General features: G+C 42.0%; 16 protein-coding genes and 2 tRNA genes. 6 read left to right on the forward strand and 12 right to left on the reverse strand.

Annotation, left to right across the window (positions count from 1 at the left end):
• Positions 1-1,344, forward strand: a complete 1,344-nt coding sequence (clpX, locus tag FNW02_RS03580) for an ATP-dependent protease ATP-binding subunit ClpX (protein ID WP_191756211.1) — start codon at positions 1-3, stop codon at positions 1,342-1,344.
• A gap of 31 nt (positions 1,345-1,375) precedes the next feature.
• Here the strand turns inward: clpX and FNW02_RS03585 are convergent, their stop codons facing one another.
• Positions 1,376-1,519, reverse strand: a complete 144-nt coding sequence (locus tag FNW02_RS03585; RefSeq protein WP_191756212.1) for a hypothetical protein — start codon at positions 1,517-1,519, stop codon at positions 1,376-1,378.
• Positions 1,520-1,912: 393 nt separating this feature from the next.
• Between FNW02_RS03585 and FNW02_RS03590 the strand changes: the two genes are divergently transcribed.
• Complete coding sequence (locus FNW02_RS03590; protein WP_191756213.1) at positions 1,913-2,833, forward strand: alpha/beta fold hydrolase; 921 nt, start codon at positions 1,913-1,915, stop codon at positions 2,831-2,833.
• A 497-nt stretch (positions 2,834-3,330) separates the two neighbouring features.
• Here the strand turns inward: FNW02_RS03590 and FNW02_RS03595 are convergent, their stop codons facing one another.
• On the reverse strand, positions 3,331-4,314 hold the full coding sequence (locus tag FNW02_RS03595; protein WP_191756214.1) for a GntR family transcriptional regulator: 984 nt from the start codon (positions 4,312-4,314) through the stop codon (positions 3,331-3,333).
• A gap of 211 nt (positions 4,315-4,525) precedes the next feature.
• Between FNW02_RS03595 and FNW02_RS03600 the strand changes: the two genes are divergently transcribed.
• A complete protein-coding gene (locus FNW02_RS03600; protein ID WP_191756215.1) occupies positions 4,526-5,287 on the forward strand; it encodes a dienelactone hydrolase family protein in 762 nt (253 codons plus the stop codon).
• 268 nt (positions 5,288-5,555) lie between these two features.
• Positions 5,556-6,458, forward strand: a complete 903-nt coding sequence (locus tag FNW02_RS03605; RefSeq protein WP_191756216.1) for a S1 RNA-binding domain-containing protein — start codon at positions 5,556-5,558, stop codon at positions 6,456-6,458.
• 336 nt (positions 6,459-6,794) lie between these two features.
• Here FNW02_RS03605 and FNW02_RS03610 read toward each other — a convergent pair whose 3' ends face one another.
• The 6 genes from FNW02_RS03610 to FNW02_RS03640 form a co-directional block, all read right to left on the reverse strand.
• A complete protein-coding gene (locus FNW02_RS03610) occupies positions 6,795-7,223 on the reverse strand; it encodes a type II toxin-antitoxin system VapC family toxin (protein ID WP_225225397.1) in 429 nt (142 codons plus the stop codon).
• Entirely contained in the window at positions 7,220-7,486 is a 267-nt protein-coding gene (locus tag FNW02_RS03615; protein WP_191756217.1) for a hypothetical protein, read from the reverse strand. Before FNW02_RS03615 ends, FNW02_RS03610 begins: the two co-directional genes overlap by 4 nt.
• 209 nt (positions 7,487-7,695) lie before the next feature.
• Positions 7,696-8,466 (reverse strand): hypothetical protein, encoded by a 771-nt coding sequence (locus FNW02_RS03625; RefSeq protein ID WP_191756219.1) that lies wholly within the window; start codon positions 8,464-8,466, stop codon positions 7,696-7,698.
• Positions 8,433-10,496 (reverse strand): DEAD/DEAH box helicase family protein, encoded by a 2,064-nt coding sequence (locus tag FNW02_RS03630; protein ID WP_191756220.1) that lies wholly within the window; start codon positions 10,494-10,496, stop codon positions 8,433-8,435. Before FNW02_RS03630 ends, FNW02_RS03625 begins: the two co-directional genes overlap by 34 nt.
• 213 nt (positions 10,497-10,709) lie before the next feature.
• Positions 10,710-10,794: transfer RNA gene (locus FNW02_RS03635), tRNA-Ser, on the reverse strand.
• A gap of 78 nt (positions 10,795-10,872) precedes the next feature.
• Complete coding sequence (locus FNW02_RS03640) at positions 10,873-11,802, reverse strand: TIGR04168 family protein (RefSeq protein WP_191756221.1); 930 nt, start codon at positions 11,800-11,802, stop codon at positions 10,873-10,875.
• Positions 11,803-11,952: 150 nt separating this feature from the next.
• Here FNW02_RS03640 and nadA point away from each other — a divergent pair, with 150 nt between their 5' ends.
• On the forward strand, positions 11,953-12,927 hold the full coding sequence (nadA, locus tag FNW02_RS03645; protein ID WP_191756222.1) for a quinolinate synthase NadA: 975 nt from the start codon (positions 11,953-11,955) through the stop codon (positions 12,925-12,927).
• A 124-nt stretch (positions 12,928-13,051) separates the two neighbouring features.
• Here nadA and FNW02_RS03650 read toward each other — a convergent pair whose 3' ends face one another.
• The 4 genes from FNW02_RS03650 to FNW02_RS03665 all read right to left on the reverse strand — a co-directional run bounded on the left by FNW02_RS03650 (position 13,052) and on the right by FNW02_RS03665 (position 19,530).
• Entirely contained in the window at positions 13,052-14,008 is a 957-nt protein-coding gene (locus FNW02_RS03650) for a hypothetical protein (protein ID WP_191756223.1), read from the reverse strand.
• Positions 14,009-14,584: 576 nt separating this feature from the next.
• Positions 14,585-14,655, reverse strand: a tRNA-Gly gene (locus tag FNW02_RS03655).
• Between the two features lie 57 nt (positions 14,656-14,712).
• Positions 14,713-15,921 carry a hypothetical protein gene (locus tag FNW02_RS03660; protein ID WP_191756224.1) on the reverse strand — a complete coding sequence of 403 codons (1,209 nt, stop codon included), beginning with the start codon at positions 15,919-15,921 and terminating at the stop codon, positions 14,713-14,715.
• Between the two features lie 72 nt (positions 15,922-15,993).
• A complete protein-coding gene (locus FNW02_RS03665) occupies positions 15,994-19,530 on the reverse strand; it encodes a response regulator (protein WP_191756225.1) in 3,537 nt (1,178 codons plus the stop codon).
• A gap of 1,034 nt (positions 19,531-20,564) precedes the next feature.
• Here FNW02_RS03665 and FNW02_RS03670 point away from each other — a divergent pair.
• Positions 20,565-21,209: a GNAT family N-acetyltransferase gene (locus FNW02_RS03670; RefSeq protein WP_348535357.1), complete on the forward strand. Its 645-nt coding sequence runs from the start codon at positions 20,565-20,567 to the stop codon at positions 21,207-21,209.
• The last annotated feature ends 756 nt before the right edge of the window (positions 21,210-21,965 follow it).

Below are 21,965 nucleotides of genomic sequence, written 5' to 3' on the forward strand. Positions count from 1 at the left end.
ATGTCTAAGTACGACTCCCATTTAAAATGTTCGTTTTGTGGCAAGTCTCAAGAGCAGGTGCGTAAATTGATCGCGGGGCCGGGAGTCTACATCTGCGATGAATGCGTTGACTTGTGTAATGAGATTCTAGATGAGGAGTTACTCGACACGAATGGTGCGGCAGCGCAACCAGCACCACGGTCAGAACCGCCTCAAAAACGTCGTGCCCGTTCTTCTAATCTCTCGTTTAATCAAATACCTAAACCGAGAGAGATCAAAAAGTATCTAGACGAACATGTCATTGGTCAAGACGAAGCTAAAAAGGTTTTATCAGTCGCAGTTTATAATCACTACAAACGGCTGGCGATCATTCAGTCTAAAGCCAATGGCAAAGGTGGAGCGGCGGATGATGCGGTAGAACTGCAAAAGTCTAATATTTTGTTAATTGGCCCGACTGGTTGTGGCAAGACTCTCTTGGCGCAAACCTTAGCGAAAATTCTTGATGTACCCTTTGCTGTCGCCGATGCCACGACGCTGACGGAAGCAGGATATGTAGGAGAAGATGTAGAAAATATCTTGCTGCGACTGTTACAGGTGGCAGATTTGGATGTTGAGGAAGCACAGCGGGGAATTATCTACATTGATGAAATTGACAAAATTGCGCGTAAGAGTGAGAATCCTTCGATTACCCGCGATGTTTCTGGCGAAGGTGTGCAGCAAGCTTTACTGAAAATGTTAGAGGGAACGATCGCTAACGTACCACCCCAAGGAGGACGTAAGCATCCCTATCAAGACTGCATCCAGATTGATACCAGTAATATCCTATTTGTCTGTGGTGGTGCTTTCGTAGGTTTAGAAAAGGTTGTGGATCAGAGAGTTGGCAAAAAAGCAATAGGCTTTGTGCAACCAGGAGAAGGCCAGTCGAAGGAAAAACGGGCAGCAGATACTCTCCGCCATCTAGAACCGGACGACTTGGTGAAATTTGGCATGATTCCAGAATTCATCGGCAGAGTTCCAATGGTAGCAGTAGTAGAGCCACTAGACGAAGAAGCGCTGATGGCGATTCTGACGCAACCACGCAGTGCTCTAGTGAAGCAATACCAAAAACTGCTGAAGATGGATAATGTGCAGCTAGATTTTAAACAAGAAGCTTTGCGGGCGATCGCTCAAGAAGCTTACCGTCGTAAAACTGGTGCTAGAGCACTACGGGGTATTGTAGAAGAACTGATGCTGGATGTAATGTACGAGTTACCATCCCGTAAGGACGTAACGCGCTGCACAGTAACGCGGGAGATGGTTGAGAAGCGATCAACCGCTGAATTGATAATGCATCCATCTTCATTACCGAAGCCAGAATCAGCTTAATAGTCACTAGTCATTAGTGAAAGAAAAAGAACTAATGACAAAAGACAAACAGATAAATCTGTAGCAATATCCCGCAAGGTGCGTCGGCTTGCCAGAACTCTAAACGTTGGTGTCCGGTGATAAATAGCACAGCGTAAAGCCTTCTCTTTTCTACGAGAGGCTTTGCCGTTGGCATTGCTTCTCTAGGAGACGCTCCCGAAGTTCTGATGCCTGTCTTGAAAAGTTTCCTAGGTTGGGAAACCTGCCTACAGAGATTTTCGCTACGGCGGGCTTCGCCAAAGGATAGCGCAGCGTAAAGCCTTCTCTACGAGAGGCTGCGCCAACGCTTAGAGTGACGTAGAAGCGTCGGAAGCCTCTCTACCAAACGCTTCTCTACGTTCGCGTAGCGTGTCGTAGACAGAGGCTACGCCAACGCGAACCGCTCAGACTTCTCTTGCTTCTTCGTAGGAGTACGCTTAGAGCGAGTCCGTGAGCATCTGGCTAGGCTAACGCCTTTCCTTCTCGTAGAGAAGACCAAACAGAAGTTCGGTGGTCAAACAGAACTTCACAGACAAAGGACAAAGTACAAATGCCTTACATTAATGTTCGTGGAGTTGAGCATTATTACGAGTGGATGAAAAAACCATCTGATTCTTTGGTGAAACCAGTGATGGTTTTCATTCACGGTTGGGCTGGTTCGGCTAGATATTGGAGAAGCACCGCTAATGCTTTGTTAGACCAATTTGATTGTTTACTCTATGATTTGCGGGGATTTGGGCGTTCTTGTGGTAAGCCAACAATAGTCCAAGCTAGTGAATCTGTTGTCGAGTCGCAGTCTCCCCAGGCAGAATCAGAGGCAATCAGAGAGTTGACCTATGAATTAGAGGAATACGCTGAAGATTTAGTAGCTTTGCTAGATAAATTGGAGATTCAGCGTGTCTATATAAATGCTCACTCAACGGGTGCATCTATTGCGACTTTGTTTTTTAATCGCTATCCCCAGCGAGTAGAAAGAGGTATTTTGACTTGTAGCGGGATTTTTGAGTACGACGAAAAAGCCTTTGCAGCCTTTCATAAATTCGGTGGCTATGTAGTCAAATTCCGTCCCAAGTGGTTAGGGAAAATACCATTTGTTGACAGAATGTTTATGGCTAGATTTTTGCATAACCCTATACCAAATTCTGAGCGTCAAGCTTTTTTGCAAGATTTTCTTGAAGCTGATTACGATGCAGCTTTGGGTACAATTTTTACTTCAGTTAGTAAAGCACAAGCTGAATTGATGCCGCAAGAGTTTGCCAAACTGACAGTACCTACTCTGCTAGTGGCTGGGGAGTATGACAAGATTATCCCAGCGGAGATGGGGCGTCAAGCAGCCGCATTAAGCGATCAAGTTGAGTTTGCCATAATTCCTGGTACAGCACATTTCCCGATGTTGGAAGATGCACCAACTTATCTGCGGCGGGTGCAAGAGTTTTTACAACTTGCAAAGCTAGAGTCGCAAGCAGGTTAGTTAACAAATAACCATTGTATGAAATGGTGTAGAAGTGGGATACTCTTATTGCCTCTCAACAGTTCCTTTCGTCGATGATTTACTTTACTGATAGATGAATCTAATTAGATGTGTTTACTTTGCCTCTTAAAAGATTCAGAGACGTAGCTGAGTGGTAGTAAACGGTATACATCTATTTATAGTGCTTTTAAGGTAAATGAACCACATCTTTTTTATCTAACTTAGCGGAAAGTCGAGTCAGTGCTACCGAGAGCGCCTTACGTCGGAATCGGAAAGTTCAGAGCGGCGGTTCCCGCCGCTCTGAACTTTCCAAGAGAGTGGGCGGCTTCAGAGAACTTTGAGTGCCTGCCTCTGGTGCTCAGACTTCTCTTTGTCCAACGTAGTGGCTCGATTTTCCAAGACACAGCCGCACAGAGGAATACAAAAGTAGGGTTGCATTTGCACAATTATAAATTTAAGTGATTTGTTAGGTGTTTCCTTCTCCCCTTTCTTTTGGCTTAACTCAAACCCAATTCTCGTTTTAGTAAGTTAATCGAGTTAGTGCCGATGTAATTTTCAACCTTAATCAGTTTAGGTGGGCGAATAATGTCTTCAAGCGCTGTTTGCACAGCTGCTTGTACTGCTGCAAAACTGGCCAGATCGCTAATTATTACCTCAGCTCGCTTGACGATCGCCTGAAGTTTATAAGCATCTTTTGGTTGCGAAGTCATTATCAGTAGTTCGTCCCCACGTAAACCGTGCAGGATAACTTCTGCAGCTCGCGCAATCCCAGAACTGAGGCTAACTATACCTACACAGTTTTCTTTTGGTAGGGTTTTCAGTAGGTTGAGTTCTTTAGTGTAGTCGTAGATATCCAGAGGAATCACTCGTACAGCTTTAGGAGCAGCGATCGCCTCTACATCTCCAATGAAATATCGACTTGTAACCACTGTAGCAGAGGTAGTTTGATCTAGTACAGCTGCTAATTCTTCCATTGCTACCAACTGTACTGGTATTTTTAAAGCTCGTTCTAATTCATACACCATCAATTCCCCAGCACCCATGTCGTGAGACGGAACTGCAACCAGTACTCGCGCACTACAACGCAAGCGCCAGTCAATTTCTGCTAAAAATAGCTCCCGTGCTTGACTGAGCGAACATCCTTGAGAGAGCAGTTCGTCTAGTGCTTGTTGAACAACTTGATATGCATTGGGATTTTTTTTGAGAATTGGCGATTGTAGCCTACTACCGCCCTCATGCCCTTGAGCACGGACATAAATTCCTGAACCAGCCAGACTTTCGACAAATCCGTCTTCTTCTAGCTGGCGGTAAACTTTGCTAATGGTATTCCGGTGTAACCCAGTTTGCATTGCTAGCGCTCGTGTACTTGGCAATTTGTATCCAGGCGGATATTGCCGGGAAGCGATCGCAAACCGGATTTGATTAAACAGCTGGGTTGATGCGGGAATTTCGCTGTCTGGCTGAATACGGAATTGAATCATCACCAAACCTCCTAAGTACTAGCAGCGGCAAGTAACCAGCTGTATTTACTAAATGTCAAATATTTTATTTACACATGAAGTTTTTCTGGTGGAAATTTCTAATGCAATCACTGTTGTTAATTGATAATTTGATTGGAAATAGTCTGGACATACTGGCATAGTTATATCAAAGAATCACATAGCTAATCACACGGCACTGGTAAAAATTATTATGACAGAGCGAGCAATCAACACTACAACGGTTAAACTTTCTCTACCAGACGCTACGTCAACGCAAGATAATTTTCAAATAGCTGCTTACCTGGCACACCCAAAAGAACCTGGTTCTTACCGAGGAGTTGTTGTATTGCAGGAGATTTTCGGTGTCAACATTCACATTCGGGAAGTAACAGAACGGATTGCCAAGGAAGGGTATGTGGCGATCGCACCTGCATTATTCCAGCGTCAAGCTCCTGGCTTTGAAACTGGCTACACCCCGGAAGATATCGAAATTGGGAGAAAATACGCTATGCAAACTCAAGCATCAGAGTTATTGAGCGATATTCAAACAGCAATTGACTACCTCAAAAGCTTACCCCAAGTCAAAAAAGATGGCTTTGGCTGTATTGGCTTCTGCTTTGGCGGACATGTAGCCTATCTTGCTGCCACGCTACCAGATACCAAGGCTACTGCTTCCTTTTACGGTGCTGGTATTACTACGCGCACAATGGGAGGTGGCGCTCCTACCGTTACTCGCACAAGCGAAATTACTGGCACTCTTTATGCCTTCTTTGGTACGGAAGATAACAGTATACCCACTGAACAGATAGAAGAAATTGAAGCAGAGTTAGAAAAATACAAAATTCCTCATCGTGTGTTTCGCTACGATGGAGCTGATCACGGATTTTTCTGTGACCATCGTGGCAGTTATAATCCTAAAGCTGCGGCCGATGCTTGGGAGCAGGTGAAACAACTCTTTGGGCAACTGAACTGAAACCCATGCAGCCAAGGCAGGATTTTGTGATTTGTCATTGGTAAGCCAACGCGGTATTCTCTGCGAGAGGCTTCTCTACGTTCGCGTAACGTGTCGTAAACAGAGGCTTTGACAAACGCCAAGGCGTACCGGAGGCATCACCTCGTTCGTGCAGCGTCTCCGACAGGAGAAGGGGTCATTGGTTATTAATAAGAACCAGAGACAAAGTATAAATGACAATCTAAACCCCAGTAGCATCACCTCAAATAACAATTAATCTTCAAAAGTCATGAATTCCGAATCGAAACTTTCTCAAACAGCCAATTCGTCGTTCACAATGGACGATTTTGCCAAAGCACTAGAAAAACACGACTACCAGTTTCAAAAAGGACAGGTTGTACACGGCAAAGTGTTTCAACTTGACCATGATGGAGCCTATGTCGATATTGGTGGCAAGTCGTCAGCTTTTCTTCCCCGCGATGAGGCTTCTTTGAGAGCAGTGACCGATTTATCGGAGGTGCTGCCATTGCAAGAGGAACTTGAGTTTTTGATTATCCGTGATCAGGATGCAGAAGGTCAAGTTACTCTTTCCCGAAAGCAGTTAGAAATTCAGCACATCTGGGAACGACTGGCGCAAATGCAGGAAAATGCCCAGACGGTGCAAGTACGGGTTATGGGTGTAAATAAAGGTGGTGTCACCGTCGATATTCTATCTTTGCGGGGATTTATTCCGCGATCGCATTTAGCTGAGCGTGATAACTTAGAAGCACTCAAAGGTCAAAATTTGACTGTTGGCTTTTTAGAAATTAATCGCAACACAAACAAACTCATACTTTCTCAACGCTTGGCAACTCGTTCGAGTAACTTCAGTTTGCTAGAAATAGGTCAGTTGGTGGAAGGTAAAGTGACTGGTATCAAGCCTTTTGGTGTATTTGTAGATTTGGATGGAATGAGTGCCTTACTCCACATCAAGCAAGTCAGCCAAAAATTCATTGAATCTCTAGAAAAAGTTTTTCAAATTGGTCAGCCGATTAAAGCTATCATTATTGACTTGGATGAAGGTAAAGGTCGAGTTGCTCTTTCTACGAGGGTTTTGGAAAACTTTCCCGGCGAAGTATTAGAAAATATGGACGAGGTAATGGCGACCGCTGAAGCGCGTGCTAATCGAGCCAGTAACAAAACTGCGGAATAATTGTTAAACACATAGCAGCGATTTTTCTGGCAATAGCTCTTTCGGAGTTCCTGTAAAGTATCTTCATGAAAGGCAAATGCAATTAACTCAACTAATTTGCCCCAACCATACAACATAGACTCTGAGAGAGCTTGCAAAAATTCATTAGCAAAAAATTCTACCCACCACCTGGGTGCTTATTTGTTTCTTCTATCAAAAACCGCCTTAGTGGCTGGAGAGTTGACGATTTGTGGATAATTTCCGATGCGCGGAAAGCGATCGCTTTATGCTGTTAATGATTGCATGGAGATGTGCGATCGCTTCTACATTGAAGGCAACGGTGGAACCTCGAAGTCGTTAAACAAGCAAACATTGTAAGACGAAGCGCTTAAAGCTCTCATTCAGTTTTGCATTGAGAGTCAGGAGAGTGGCTGCAACCTGCTGTGAAAGTGCCACATAAGAGGCATCGTAGGCGGAGATTCCATAATTCAAGGCGATAGTGACTGCATCCGCCATTAAGTCAGCAGTGGAGACGACACGCAAGGGGAAGCTTTTGAGAGTGGCTAAATCTGCTTGCACATCAGCAACAGCATAAAGCCTAGCGCGGACATACTTCCAGATGATATTGCCACACTTAATGTAAAACAGGTCTGGGACAAAGATTGCTGTTTTAGGATTGGCAAGATGAGCAAAGAGTTGATCAACTTTCGCCATTAGTGGAGCATCAGGTATAAATTGCTTAATACCTACACTGGCATCCACAACACACCTAAGAGGGATAGTCATCTGTTGCGGTCTTCTCGGATTAATGCAGTGCTATCAGGCCATTCGATATCAGTTGGTAGCTGTTCACGGCGAAGACGGATTTCCTCTAAAAGTTTTGGGACATTTTTTCGCCTTTCGTCTTCTGTTGGCTGTGTTTTTATCTGTAAGGCGTTGTGCAATATTGTAATCACTTGAGCATCAATTGAGCTATTTTCAGCTTTAGCCAACTGTTGCAGCTGTTCATATAACTCATCGGGTATATCTAGCGCATGAAGGGTAGCCATTGATTGACCTCCCAAAAGAATTTATTGGTGATGGTAGCACGGTAGGAGTGAGAGAGGGTGAGGGTGCGATCGCCTGTAGTCTGACTTCCTCTTTAAGAGATTGCTATACATCTTGGATAACTTGGCTTCTAAGATTTCTATAAATTAGCTATGTATTTTGAAATTCTAAAAGATAACACTCGTGCAACATTAGTGAGTAAGCGTAACCATCAAGATGAATCCTGATTGAGTGATTTGCTGATCAAGCTGTAAATTTCTTGTAATTGCTCAGAATCTAAAGCTTGAATTAGCTGCTCTGCTGCTTTCTTAGAGTTATGACGAGGTATATTAAGCCATAATCCACCCCTGAAAGTAGCAGATGGTAATTCTTCTAGCCAGTCTTTAGCCACTTTCCGTCCCTCCTCTGTGATTTGATAATAGCCACGTTTGTTACTTGGTAATGCTTCTATCCAACCCAGGTCATACCAACGTTTCCTCCAGATGTGTGCTTTGCTACGTGCAAGCTGCAATACTTCCCTAATTTTTTCTACATTGAGTGGCTGATTATCTGGACAAGCTTGAACTACCTGAGAAAACCTTTGTAAATACCCTTTTGGATTTCCTCCTTGCTTGAGTGGTAATTTTTCTAGCTCAAAAGTTTTTTCATCAGATAATTCTAATTCGCTAATAAGTTTGTCAATATCTAATGGTTCACAACCCAAACCAAAAGGCGGCTGTGCTTTGCATAATTCCTCATAGGTTTTGAAAGGCTTCCCATGTTCATCAACTAATTGCTGATAACCATCGTATTCCTTCATCAAGTCACGCCATGCTTTTAACTGTTGAGCATTAAATACAGCGTCATGTATAACTGCTTGCATCTCTAATTTGACAGCAATTGCCCAAGGTCGTGAACCAGGTAGTGCGTTTAAATCTCCAGCATTTCCTAAAGTTTCTATGTGAGCCTTTAATCGGTCATTGGATAGTTGTTTTGTAGCCATGCCCATACCCGTCCCAATTCCTCAAGTGTCATTGCTTTACGAGACTTGCCAAAATATTTGACAATCTCCCCATTTATGGTTTTAAAGTCTAGTTTATTTTTCATTGCATAGCTGCGGCCATATTTCTCAATGTTGTCCCGCATAATATCTATTTCTTCACTGACAGTTAAAGATTCTTGTGGAGTACTTTCTATATTGTCAAAATCCTTCTGTATTAACCGCAAATTGTAAGTCTCTATAAAATGTTTTAAATTAATTGTGCTACTACTAATTCCAAATAACTGTGCAGTGGATTGAATTATTTCTGTCTCTAAATAATCAACAGATTCTCCAGTACTTAAGTCAGATGCACTTAAGCGGGTCAAGCTTGAAGTTAATGGAATAATGGAATTATTGCGTTGCAAATTCCTATTTTCTTCATTGCTGCCATTGCCAGCACCAGAATTTTTGATTTCGTTTTGCTCTTTTTCTTTTAAAACAACCTCTTGCTCTGTAATAATTGTCTCTACACACTGACGAGCTAACTGATCATCGGGGATAAAAATTAATCCGAAACTTTTTAAGTCTCCTGCTTTTCTGTCAACTCTAGCCGCTCTTGCCCATGATTGTTCCAGCCAAGGTACACTTCTTATGTTAGTTAAGCAAGCAACATGGGTAATAGCTGGAACATCAAGTCCTTCATATGCCATTGCCACTGTTACTAAAACATCAACTGCTTTTGCATCTCTTGGTTGATAGTCTTTCTTGAATTTTTTAATTGCAGATTGTGCTTCTTTTGATTCATCACTTGTTGCTTTAACAGCTGTATTAATTCCTAGCTCTTTCAACCAGTCGAGATATTGGTTAGCTGTTGAAATTGATGGTGCAAGTACAAGTAACTTTGAGCGAAGGTTATTTATTTTATATTGTTTCCAATTATCAACACAGCTTTTTAATAACTGACGAGCATATCCTGTACTAAGCGCTGTTTGAAGTGCTATGCTTCTATAATCTCCAGCTTCTGCAAAACTTTCTACTGAACATTTCTGTCCTGTTTCATCAATCCACTCAGCCTCTCCATCTCCCCACTCAAAATGAAGAGGAACTATAGCACGTTCTCTAAGAGCTTGACTGCGTGTATATTGAAGAACTGTTGTATCCTCATTGCTAGACAGATTAGGAGTAAGACCAGCAGGAGTTTGTTTGTAGGGCATAAAGGCAATTTGCTTACGATCTCCACGCACATGGGTTCCTGTTACGAGAATTAGCAAAACTGCTTCATCTACTAATGGTTGTAAGACACGATGCCAAATTCCCCCCTCTTCAACATGATGAAACTCATCCAACACGAGAATGTAGCGCTTGCGCCGAAACTCTTGAGCATGAAGATCGGGGTTAGCTGCTATTGCTTGGTAGGTAGCTATATAGCCTGACATTCCCTTACATGGGTTAGGCTCGTTATTATTAGCCATCACTCTGTGTTGATGCCCTAAGTGTTGTTTAAAAAAAGCATCGTCAAAATTTTCTTCTCCTTGCCTTTGTAAATTTCGTCTTGGGACTATCCAACATATTGCATCTGTTATAGTTCCATGAAAGCCTCCCTGAAAAGCCTTATTTGAAATTAGTTGCGCGGCACCAATTACCGGAATTAAGCTTTTACCACCTCCTGGCGTAACCAACATGAGAATCTTTTTAATAGATTGTCCTGCCTTGATGAGTTTACATATCTCTAAAAACTCGGCTTGGTGTTTCCTTAGACTTAGCTGCTGATTTAGATTTAGCTGCTGATGGGAAGGTTCTGAAAATAAGTCGAGTTGTTTGGCAGTTGTCATTTTTCTATTTTCTTGTGCGGTTTTTATGCAATGGCATTGAGGACATAATCCCTGCATTTCATGAACATTAGTTCGGTAGGTTTCTGCCCACCGAACAATATGATCTGCATGCCAATTTGAAGGCATATCGCACCCGCACAGTTGACACTTTCCATCAGCCGCATACCAGAGGCTGGCGCGTAGTCGTTTCGACCGGAGGAAACGACTCTCTTTTACCATCTAAAAATTTCTCCAGTAGTTAACTTATATAGGCTATAATAGTACAAGTGTTCTGCAAATGTTTCTATTCTGAGCCAGTTACTTCTGAAAAGTCCAATTAGGGGACGATTACCAACTAGCTGATAATTTAGCAGAATATTGCTCAGTATGTTTACTGTGCAATCAATATTTCACATATTACTGAGCAAGGAATAATTTACTTTTAACTTCCAACGGAGAGGGGGAGATTCGAACTCCCGGAGGTTTTAGCCTCATCCGATTTCAAGTCGGACGCAATCGACCACTCTGCCACCTCTCCAATAAACTGTCAAGCTATTGTGTACCCTACATTCGTCGGTTAGCACTAAAGCTGACAGATAATACTATATCCTATCATCTACGCAGATTGCACTACTGGACGCGATCGCTCGTACAAAATTTCCTCAGATGCCACCTGGAAATCATCGCCTACCCAAACTAGGGAAACTTGCGAAACCACACCCGCCTCTAGAGAGACAATGGAAAAATTACGCAGTTTCTCGCTGCCATTTTCTACAATTCTAGGCACACTTGCCGCATTCAAGTAAATTGTCCCCTCTGGACTTCTAAAGACTGGCTTTCGCAGTACTTTCTTGGTGTGCCGGAGAGTTCGGTGCATATGCCCAAATGTCACCAGAGGGATGGTTTTACCAGCAGTGAGAGCCTGCGAAATCGCCTCGCCAAAATCTGGATCACCAAAGTCGCCGCCTATAGGATGCCAGTCTTTGCCGCAGGGGTCTTCTGGGCGATCGCCTAATCCACTAGGCCCATTGTGACCTAAAAAAATAATCGTCTCGTAAGCGGCGCTTTTGACCGCTTTGACGATTCGGTCGGCAGATTCTTCCAGACTTGTTACACCATATCGTTCTTTACAGATGTCAGCAAATTTCCATTCTGGGCCACCCCAGGTAAAAGGACGACCCCCCACTACAGTTAAATTCCAAGTGGGAAAATCCAACTTGCCGTAACCGACATGAGCTGAGCCTAATAAATCGAGTTGTTCCTGTACCCAGTCTTCCTTGGAGCGGTCGTAGGGACACTTTTTACGTCCCCATTCCGTGGCAGTGTACCATGCATCGTGGTTTCCCATCACCACTGCTTTGGGAATGTCGAGGGAGGCGATCGCTCTGACCACTTCCACTGATTCGTTACCAAAATCCCCTACAAACAGCGCTAAGTCAACACCCAGATACTTGAGTGCAATACCATCTTCTACTTCCCATTGGTCGTGAACATCGCCAACTACAGCAATTTTGAGGGTTGTTGATTGAGTTTTCTGACTGGTCATGCCACTTTCCTTGCCGTCTATCTCCAGGATATGAAACTCAGCCGGATTTGGACACAATCTCAGGAAATCAACCGTCTACCATTTTTGGTAAAAACTACTATAATTGATTCCACAAGACAAAAACTTGCAACTTAAAGCAACCCCCTAACTGTGTTTACGACTGTACTAGCTCAACGAAACAAAACCCAACCGGGTGAACTACCACTAGATTTGTTTGCTGCCATTGAGAGTCTCAAAAAAGAACTCAACGCGGTTATCCTGGCGCATTACTATCAAGAGCCAGATATTCAGGATATAGCAGACTTTATTGGGGATTCACTACAACTGGCAAAAGCAGCAGAAAAGACTAATGCCGATGTGATCGTCTTTGCTGGTGTTCACTTCATGGCAGAAACAGCAAAGATACTCAATCCCGACAAATTGGTGTTATTACCAGATTTGGATGCTGGTTGTTCTTTAGCAGATAGTTGTCCAGCAGAGGCGTTTGCAGCTTTTAAAGCAATGCATCCTGATCATCTGGTGGTTTCTTACATCAACTGCTCTGCCGATATTAAGGCGATGAGCGATATTATTTGTACTAGTTCCAATGCTGTCAAGATTGTGCAGCAGATACCAAAAGAACAGCCAATTATTTTCGCCCCAGATCGGAATTTAGGACGGTATGTTATGGAACAGACTGGGCGAGATTTAGTATTATGGCAAGGCAGCTGTGTTGTCCACGAAACCTTTTCCGAAAAGAAAATTGTGCAGTTAAAAATTGCCCACCCAGAAGCAGAGGCGATCGCACATCCAGAATGCGAAAGTAGTGTATTGCGCCACGCCAGTTTTATTGGCTCTACAGCAGCTTTACTCAAATATTGTCAACAGAGTAATGCCAAAGAATTTATTGTTGCTACGGAGCCAGGTATCATTCACCAAATGCAAAAACTAGCTCCTGACAAACATTTTATTCCGGCTCCTCCAGTGAATAACTGCAATTGCAACGAATGTCCTTTCATGCGGTTAAATACCTTGGAAAAGCTCTACTGGGCGATGAAAAATCGCAATCCCGAAATCACCATGTCAGAGAATATCCGCCTCGCTGCACTGCGACCAATTCAAAAAATGCTAGAGATGAGTGTTTAGTTAAATTTAGTTTTTAATATTTGTAGAGATGTGCAATTTTGCATCTCTACAAACTTTTATGAGTTTGTTTCCACAAGTAATTGCCGTCCTACTAAAAATTTAAAAATATAGTCCACCCCAGAAACTAAGACTTACTCTTATCTGCCTCTTTCTGCGCTGCCTCACTATATTTTCTGTAGAGCTTAGTGCGAATCTGAGCTTCTTGATAGCGGTTGTGTTTTGCTGGTACAGTGCTCATTATATCGGAAGCTTGTTGCCACCTAGCAGCTAGCTCTAACCACTGAGTTGAGGTTGTAGCTGTTTTCCCAGATGCAGAAGCTTGGTTAGCGAGTCGCACTGATGCTACAAATGGATCGTCAGATGATTCGGAAAGATTATTTTTAGTAGCATGGGGTAGTGCTTCTGTCTGACTCTCGTTGGTATTTGTTGTAGTTAAAGATTTGGAAGAGTCTAGTTGCATTAAGTTTTTCAATTTATCGCCTAACTGAGCATAAACAACCCAACCGAGCAATAAGAGTGAGCATAAACCGACAACTGCTAGTGTGCTTGTTTTAGTTGAAGTTTTGTGTTTTTCTTTATTAGTAAGTATTAAAGGATGAGAGGATTGCGTTTTAGGTAAATTTATCTTTTTTAGTTCAGTTTGGGCTTCTGTAAAATCTTTAATTAGTTGCTTTAAGATATTGGGCTGAACTAATGTAATTTCCTGTGACCAAAGCAATTGATTCTCGCGATCGCTATAAATTTCCTTCAACCAAAGTAATTGCTGTTCCCTAACAATTCGGCTGTTGATATTGACTCGGCGAATGTTTCGTGGTGCGATTGACTCAAGAATTTGTTGAATTTGTTCTACTAATTGAGATTGCTCAAGTTGCTCTACTCTAGCCGCTTCACACAGAAGTTGTAAGACACCATCGGAAAAAATCGCTCTAGTTCTAACACCAGATTTAGCAAGCTTTTCATTCAATAGTTGAATAATCGCAGCAACGCTACCTTGGTGAGCTTGCCAAGCAATATCGTTTATCCGATCTACTATTGGAGCCTTAGTGATAGCTGTTCCACCCTGACTTATTAATTGACTCATTAATTTAGAAACTCTATTCTACTGATCTTTATCTTGTCTTCGATTTTACGAGTAAAAAGTTGAGGTTGCCAAATAAAATCACAAAAATAAAGTCTCCTTCTGAATTTGGGAAGAAAGCTTTATCTGCGTCAGTAAGTATAACGCTCATGCTGAAGTGCTGTGCAATTGTTATTTTTGCATCTTCTTTACATCGAATCCAGCCGATAACGTAATTGGCTACTGAAAGCAATTTACGCTTGAACTGAGAATATCAGTTCTTGAGACAAAAATTTAGCAAAGGCATTCGCCTCAGTTTATAAACCCGTGGAATCAGACTGGTTTGGAAAGACCACTATCAAACTATGCTATCGCTCCATATCCTACGGTAATGCTGTGCGAACAGAATGATCACAATCTCGTTAAAATGCCTAAGTCCTGTTTTTGTATTATGGCAGAACATAAGGTATTTTTTTTGATTGCAGTATCACTGGCGATCGCACAATTGCAAGCCTATAGTATCTACCTATAAATTGAACTAACTATTATAAAAAACCTACAATTTGTCAAAAATATGCATTTCACAAGTTTTTCTTATTAAGCGGGCGGCGGGAATCGAACCCGCATTAATAGCTTGGAAGGCTATAGTTTTACCACTAAACTACGCCCGCGAATTTCCAACCTTATAAATTTAACACAGTTTTAAATAAAATTCAAGCATTTAGTTATCAAGGGAGAGGTTCTATTCTGATACGTACCATCAGATTGCTAGGCTTTGGATCATTTGGATCGTTATCGTATGCAGGTTCAAATTCCCAGCCTTTGAAAACTTGATCAGCAACGAAGTCTTCATAGTAGCTTCTTTCGTCTTCTGGTACTCCCTCATCTTCAATATCAATCTTCTCAAGTTTGCCCTTTTCAGAAATTGTTAATATCACCGTGAATTCTACAGGCTGACCAGGTTTCCTTTCAATAAACTTTACATATTCGAGTCCTTTGGGAAATGGCTCGTCACTTATTTTGATTCTAGCTGGGTTATTATGTCTATCCCTGTCTACCTGTTGAGGTTCCCCCACCAAACTCGCTAAGAGACTTCCAATAGGAGCATTAGAGGTTTGCGAGGATGCTCCTTGGGTATTAGTTTGTTCAGCTTGCTGGCGTTGAAGTTGCTCAGCTTGCTGGCGTTGAAGTTGCTCCGCTTGCTGACGTTGAAGTTGCTCAGCTTGCTGACGTTGAAGTTGCTCCGCTTGTTGACGTTGAAGTTGTTCAGCTTGCTGACGTTGAAGTTGCTCCGCTTGCTGACGTTGAAGTTGCTCCGCTTGCTGACGTTGAAGTTGCTCCGCTTGTTGACGTTGAAGTTGTTCAGCTTGCTGACGTTGAAGTTGCTCAGCTTGCTCGCGTTGAAGTTGCTCAGCCTGCTGACGTTGGAGTTGCTCAGCCTGCTGACGTTGGAGTTGCTCCGCTTGTTGACGTTGAAGTTGCTCCGCCTGCTGGCGTTGGAGTTGTTCAGCTTGCTGACGTTGGAGTTGCTCAGCGATCGCTTTTTTATTTTTAGCAAAAGCTATTGCACTTCTATCTTGAGTACTAGGAGTAATTTTTGCTGTTAAGTTATCTTTTGGAACTACTTGCTTTGGTGAATTTGCAGCTCGTAGCTTTTGAGTTGTGGATGGTCGCCTAGGCGAGACTGGTTTTGGTTTAGAAGTAACTTTTCTTGCTCTTGGTGTCTGAGAAGAAATCTCTACAACTTCAATCGGAATAGTGGCTTTGTTCTCTTGCTGCCACAAGCGGCTAAACTGAGATGAGCGGATTAGCCAGAACGCCAGCAAGTGCAGAGAGACTGAACCTATAACGACGGCAATCCACAAACCTGGTGGATCGGTGTGTCGCCTCCAGACCTTGGCTGGAATTGGAGTTTTGTCTGCAACCGATGGTGTCATATTATATTTAAAACTGGATATGATTTGGCACTCTTACACATTGCTAATGCTTCAAATCCAGCTTGCTGAATTTTAGCGATTAGCCATTAGCTCTGGTGTAACAGCAAAGGTTAGAACTGTTTCATCAACTCCTTTTAGTTCTAGCGGACTACCTTTAGTAATTTCTTCTTCTTGCAAATAATCTGCCACAGCAGCAGAAACCAGGATAGTACCGGGAACAGCAGCAGATTGCAACCTAGCAGCAATATTTACACTTGGGCCAATAGCTGTGTAATCAGCACGTTCAGCGCTACCAAACATACCTACAACAGCCGTACCTTGATGAATGCCACAGCGGAACTGTACGCTAGTAAGTTTATCGCCGTCGAATACACCTTGCTCTCGCCAGCGCTGGTTCAATGGAGCTAATGAGCGGTGCATTGCTCTTGCTGTATTAATGGCACGCCGCACCTGTTCATTCGGGGTTAGTTCTTCCGGAGCTCCGTATAAAGCTAAGATAGCATCTCCCATAAATTTATCGACAGTGCCGCCATTGTCAAATACAACCTTAGTCATAGCTTCTAAATATTCATTCAGTAACTCTGCCACTCGCCGAGATCTGAGAGTATTTGCTAGCTGCGTAAAGCCAACAATGTCACTAAATAAAACTGTAATCAAACGTGGTTCTGGGCGCAAATCTAGCGTTAGATCTCCGGCTGCGGCTTTTTGCACCAATACAGATGGCAAGAAGCGTTTGAGCACCGATTCTGTCAGATAAGTATTTAACTCCAAAATCCGACGTTCATTTTCCTTTAAGGCTAAAAGATTCCGAACTTCTGCTAGAAGTTCCCGGTCATTAAATGGTTTTGCTAAATAAGCATCCGCGCCATGTTCAGTACCTTCAATGCGAGTTTCCTCATCAACTTTGGCTGTAAGCAGAATGATTGGTGTACCTTTTAACTTCTGCTCATTGCGAATCATCCGAATCATCTCCAGTCCGCTCACCAAAGGCATCATTAAGTCAGTAACAATCAAGCTGGGTAAAATTTCTTGAGATATACCGTACCCTTCGTAACCGTTACGAGCTGTCTGCACTTGATAGCCATTGCGGCGGAGAATATCAGATACATAAGCTCGTAGATCCGGATTATCGTCTACGACCAAAATTGAGTGCCCATTACTTAGGGTTAGAACATTATTATGCTCATGCAAGCCCTGAGTGCTTGAGCTAGGTAATAACTCTTTGGTTATACTTTCAATATTGTCTATTGTTGGCTCTACTAATTCTAAATCAGCTAATTCTACGCTAGCGCGGCTCGTATTTAATTCACAAGGCGTTTCTAGTATTTGCTGTACGGGTAAGTGAGCACTACCAGTGAATAGGCATAAGGTAAAGGTAGTACCTTGTCCATAAACTGATTCTACGGTTACTTTACCACCATGCAATTCCACCAATTCTTTAACTAAAGCCAAACCTAAACCACTGCCTTCATAGGAGCGATTTGCTGAGCCTTCAGCTTGGCGGAAGCGCTCAAATAGATGGGGAATTTGTTCTTGAACAATGCCAATTCCAGTGTCTTGTACTTGTAATATACAACGGTCATCTTCAGATTGTAGTCTGACGCTGAGCGTACCCCCTTCGGGTGTAAACTTCATAGCATTCGACAGAAGGTTGTAAACTACTTTGTCAAATTTTTCCATATCCAAGTACACTGTTGGACATTCACCCAACTGAGTATCGAGATGCAGTCCCTTTTTTTCGCAATAGGGGCGAAACGACTCAACAATTTGACTGACAAATTCGACTAAATCGCAGGGGTGGAAACTAGGCTGCATTCTCCCTGCATCCAGGCGTTGTAGATCTAGCAATTGATTTACCAGCCGTAGGAGGCGGCGGGAGTTACGCAGGGCGATCGCACTTTGCGAGTAAGATAACCCCTCACCACTTGCCACCACTGACTCTAAAGGCCCTTGAATCAAAGTTATGGGAGTGCGGAACTCATGGGAGATATTTTGGAAAAATTCGGTTTTTTGTTTGTCTAATTCCAACAAGCGTTCAGCTTGCTGGCGAGTCTTTTGGTATAAGCGTGACTGCTGCACAGCGATCGCCGCTTGAGCTGCTACGGCTTTCGCCAGATCAACATCAGATAATAGCCATCGACGGGCGTTATTGCCTTCACGCAGGGTGATACTACCGATGCATTTACCATCAGCTAATAATGGGACAACCATTAGCGATCGTGCTGGCATTTTTAAAGGCAAATCAAAATCCTGGATTTCCAAGGATGAATAGCTCATATCAGCAATTACCACTGGTTCATGTGTTCGCAATAATTCTTGCAGGATTGGATTATCCTTAATTGGTGCTTGGTAATCGGGTAATTGCTGACTGGAGTCGTGTTTATTGCTACTTATGTGCTTTTCCTGGACTTTTTCCAGAGAATCCTGTGAATTTGAAGAGTTGTCATACAAGCCTACACACTGGACGAACTCATCTTCCTCTGTCCACAAAGACAAGATGCAGCCATCAACTTGTAAGGCTTGTCCTAGTTGTTGTGTAATAGCTGCAAAGATATCTTGAGGATTTAGGCTAGAGCGAATCGCGCTAGTAATTGTATTAATCAAGCTCTCTCGTTTGGCAAGGGCCCGTACTTGCTCGTAAGCATAGGCTTGAGACAACGCTAGAGCTGCTTGATCCGCTACCATCAACACCAGCTGTACCTCCTCCTCGCCCCACAAGCGTGGCTGAGAACACTGGTGTAATGCTAATACTGCCATCAATTCTTGTTGGCAAATCAGTGGCACAACTAAACTGGAACAAATGTTAGCGGTAGCAAAAGCAGCACCACGTTGATGAAATTCGGGAGTATCACCCTGAATACGCTCATCACCTACCACATCGTGAATCACTTGTACTTCGCGGGTTTCCCACACTGTCTGAGCTAGTAAAGAAGATGAGGAGGGTGAAGGAGATGTTGCTTCTCCCCCATCTGTGTCATCTTCTTCTCTCCCTGCTTCTTCCTTAAGAGCCTTCTGGTAAATGAATCCTTCATCTGCCAATTGCTCATCTTGAAAGGGACGCAACAGACAGACATCCACTTCCAACATATGACCCACTGTATCCACAATTGCCTGCAAAATTTGCCGATAGTCTAAGGCGCTGCGGATAGTGTTGGTAACAGTGTTCAACAGCGATTCTTGACGAAGTGTACGGGTAAGTTCACGAGTGCGGGCTTTAAGAACATTATGAGTATCTAAAGCTTGACGTACTACTGCTTTAAGTTCTTCTGCTTCCCACGGTTTAGTAACATATTTGAATACTTTACCAGCGTTGATTGCTTCAACCAGATCTTCAACATCGGTGTAGCCAGTTAAAATAATCCGGATAATATCTGGATATTGAGTCGCTGTCAGACTCAAAAATTCAGTACCGCTCATCATCGGCATTCGTTGATCGGAGATGATCACTGCGACCTCTCCCTCTTGCGAGAGCAGATCCAGCGCCGCAGGACCAGAGGTTGCCCTTAGCACCTTATAGTCGCGATAGAAAGTGCGGTAAAGCAAGTCAAGGTTGTCTGGTTCGTCATCGACAACCAAAATTTTAGGCTTACTGTTTGCTTGGGATTTCATGCACCGCTTTCCTGCAGCAACGGCAGTCGGATAAAGAATAATCTGATCAGGTAAGGATGCTTCTGAGTCAGTCCAGAGCAGAGCATTTTGACCAATAAGGCTGTTTGGCTACATGACTGCTGAGTGTGGAAGCGTTTACTCACAGTAATTTGTCTCAAGAGCTTGTGCCGATTGCTATTCGCTCTGGTGCAGCGCAATTGGTTTTATAGTCATTAGTGTTACAGAGTTGATGCTTGCTGGCCAAATTTTCCCTCACCTCCGAGAAGAAATGTCTGATACTACATACAGTGCTCAAAGCTGGTTGAAAAATCCAGCTGAAGCTGCATATTAAGTTTTCCCCTCGCAGCAGTTGCACTAACACTTGCTGGTAAATTTTATTTGTGGTAGTCATGGTAGAGTCAGCAATATTACAACAATAATATTTAAGGACAACGTATACTATTAGACAAATACCTCCTTCCAATTTAGCAATCAAAACTATAATTAGGACAAGTGCTAGTATCAGCAAAATTGAGTACTAGGAATAAGATAACCTTGCAAATTCTTTTCTTAGTACCTATATAGCCTGTATCTACTACTTAGTAGCGTGCTTGTTTTTATGTAGTTTTAATTGCATAAATTTAAGTCAGTACTGTAATTAGAGGTGGTTTGAAACCAGGGTTTGCGAGGGGTGTGCTTGCTTAACAATTTTGTAGGCAATGCTTACTAACAGGTTATACTATGTCTCTACCTGCTCAATCCAGCTACTACCACTGTCAACTATCAACTTGTTTTGTACTAAACACATCGCTTGCTTTTCTACCCTAAAACCAGGATGCGCTTGAACCTCCTGAACTAAAGAGTGTAAATTTATGAAACTGCAACTCTTAAAGCTCCTTGAGGCACACAGGTTATAAAACCCCAAGCAAAGTTTTGCACTTTGTTTGATCCACAATCAAAGGTGAATTGGCATCTCAGGTCAGTTCAATCACCTGGGCGGCTCTTGAGTTTTATCCAGGTGTAGACGGCGTTTTAGGATATTTGAGAAGATTTTTGTGAATAAAATTAATACTAAACTAGCCTTGACATCTTGTTTTTTTCATCCATACCACCAACAGTCTATTACATCTGTTATTAATCCAACTTCTAGGCAATTTCAAATCCGTGCAGCGACATCTGCTGATTTGACTGGTGTTGCTCAAATCATTACTGAAAGCTTTCACTCTCAAAAGGGTATATGGGGATGGGCTTTTCCGTTACTACGTTTGGGTATTTATGAAGATTTAAGGCATCGCCTAGCGTTATCTACACCCCATCAAGTTTGTTTAGTTGCCGTTGATGTTACTAATGGTGAGGCTAATAACTTAGTGGGAACCGTGGAACTAAATGTACGTTTCAGTGATTCGTGGGCACAGATTGGTAAGAGTTTTCCTTATCTGTCTAACTTAGCGGTTCATCCAAAATACCGTAGGCACGGTGTAGCTTCAGAGTTACTTATTAGCTGTGAAAAATTCTCCAAAGACTGGGGTTTTCAAGACCTATATCTCCACGTGTTAGAAAATAATTATCAGGCAAGACAGCTTTATTTCAAGCTGGGATATCGGACGCATAAAGTTGAATCGAATTGGAATACATATCTTCTAAGACGAGCACGTCAAATACTATTATTCAAGCATTTGAGTGCTGATTCAACTACCTGAGTTATATTGTGGGAATTGGAAATTACACAATTATAGTTATCTAGGAAAAAAATTATCGGAAATATTGGTAATTAGACTATAAATTTATCTAGTTGAATATACTTTCAATATCACATATAGTTTATATGGCGGTAATTCATGTTTTCTATAATTTAGATTAAGTGACACAATTGATATAAAACTTATTGTCCATATTGAATAGATGAGTACCCAAGTAGTATAATTTTTTGTTATGTTGATTCATCATAAATTTGCATTAACCTCTCTTTAAATAACAATAAATATGCTGTATTATTAGTATTGCTTAGTCTAAAATAAACTACTTTCAAATTTTAGAAAAAATTATATATATTAGATAGTTTAATAGCTAATATAGCTCCAAGTTAAATATAAATTTTTAGACATCTTTGAGTATTTAATTGTGGAAGTTATTTTGATATTACATAGTATAGTTTGATATAAACTTTTTAAATTTCTAAATAATTTCTAATATCAAAAAAATCTGATTTTGTTTATTTATAAAATTTTACTATTTTTAAATGTATCCAAGTTTTGAATTTTTTAGATTTATTAATACTAAAAATTTCTATAAAAAAATTAATCAATTATATTATAATGGATATATCCGTAATTTCACACTTTCAAATTTTATCTACCTCATAATAACTTTGTAATTAACATATTCATCTTTATAAAAACTTTAAACAAAAAGTCATACAGTTGGAGACAAATCTAGTTAAATCTCATAAAATATGA

The organism is Komarekiella delphini-convector SJRDD-AB1, from assembly GCF_014831675.1.
Classification (GTDB): Bacteria; Cyanobacteriota; Cyanobacteriia; order Cyanobacteriales; family Nostocaceae; genus Komarekiella.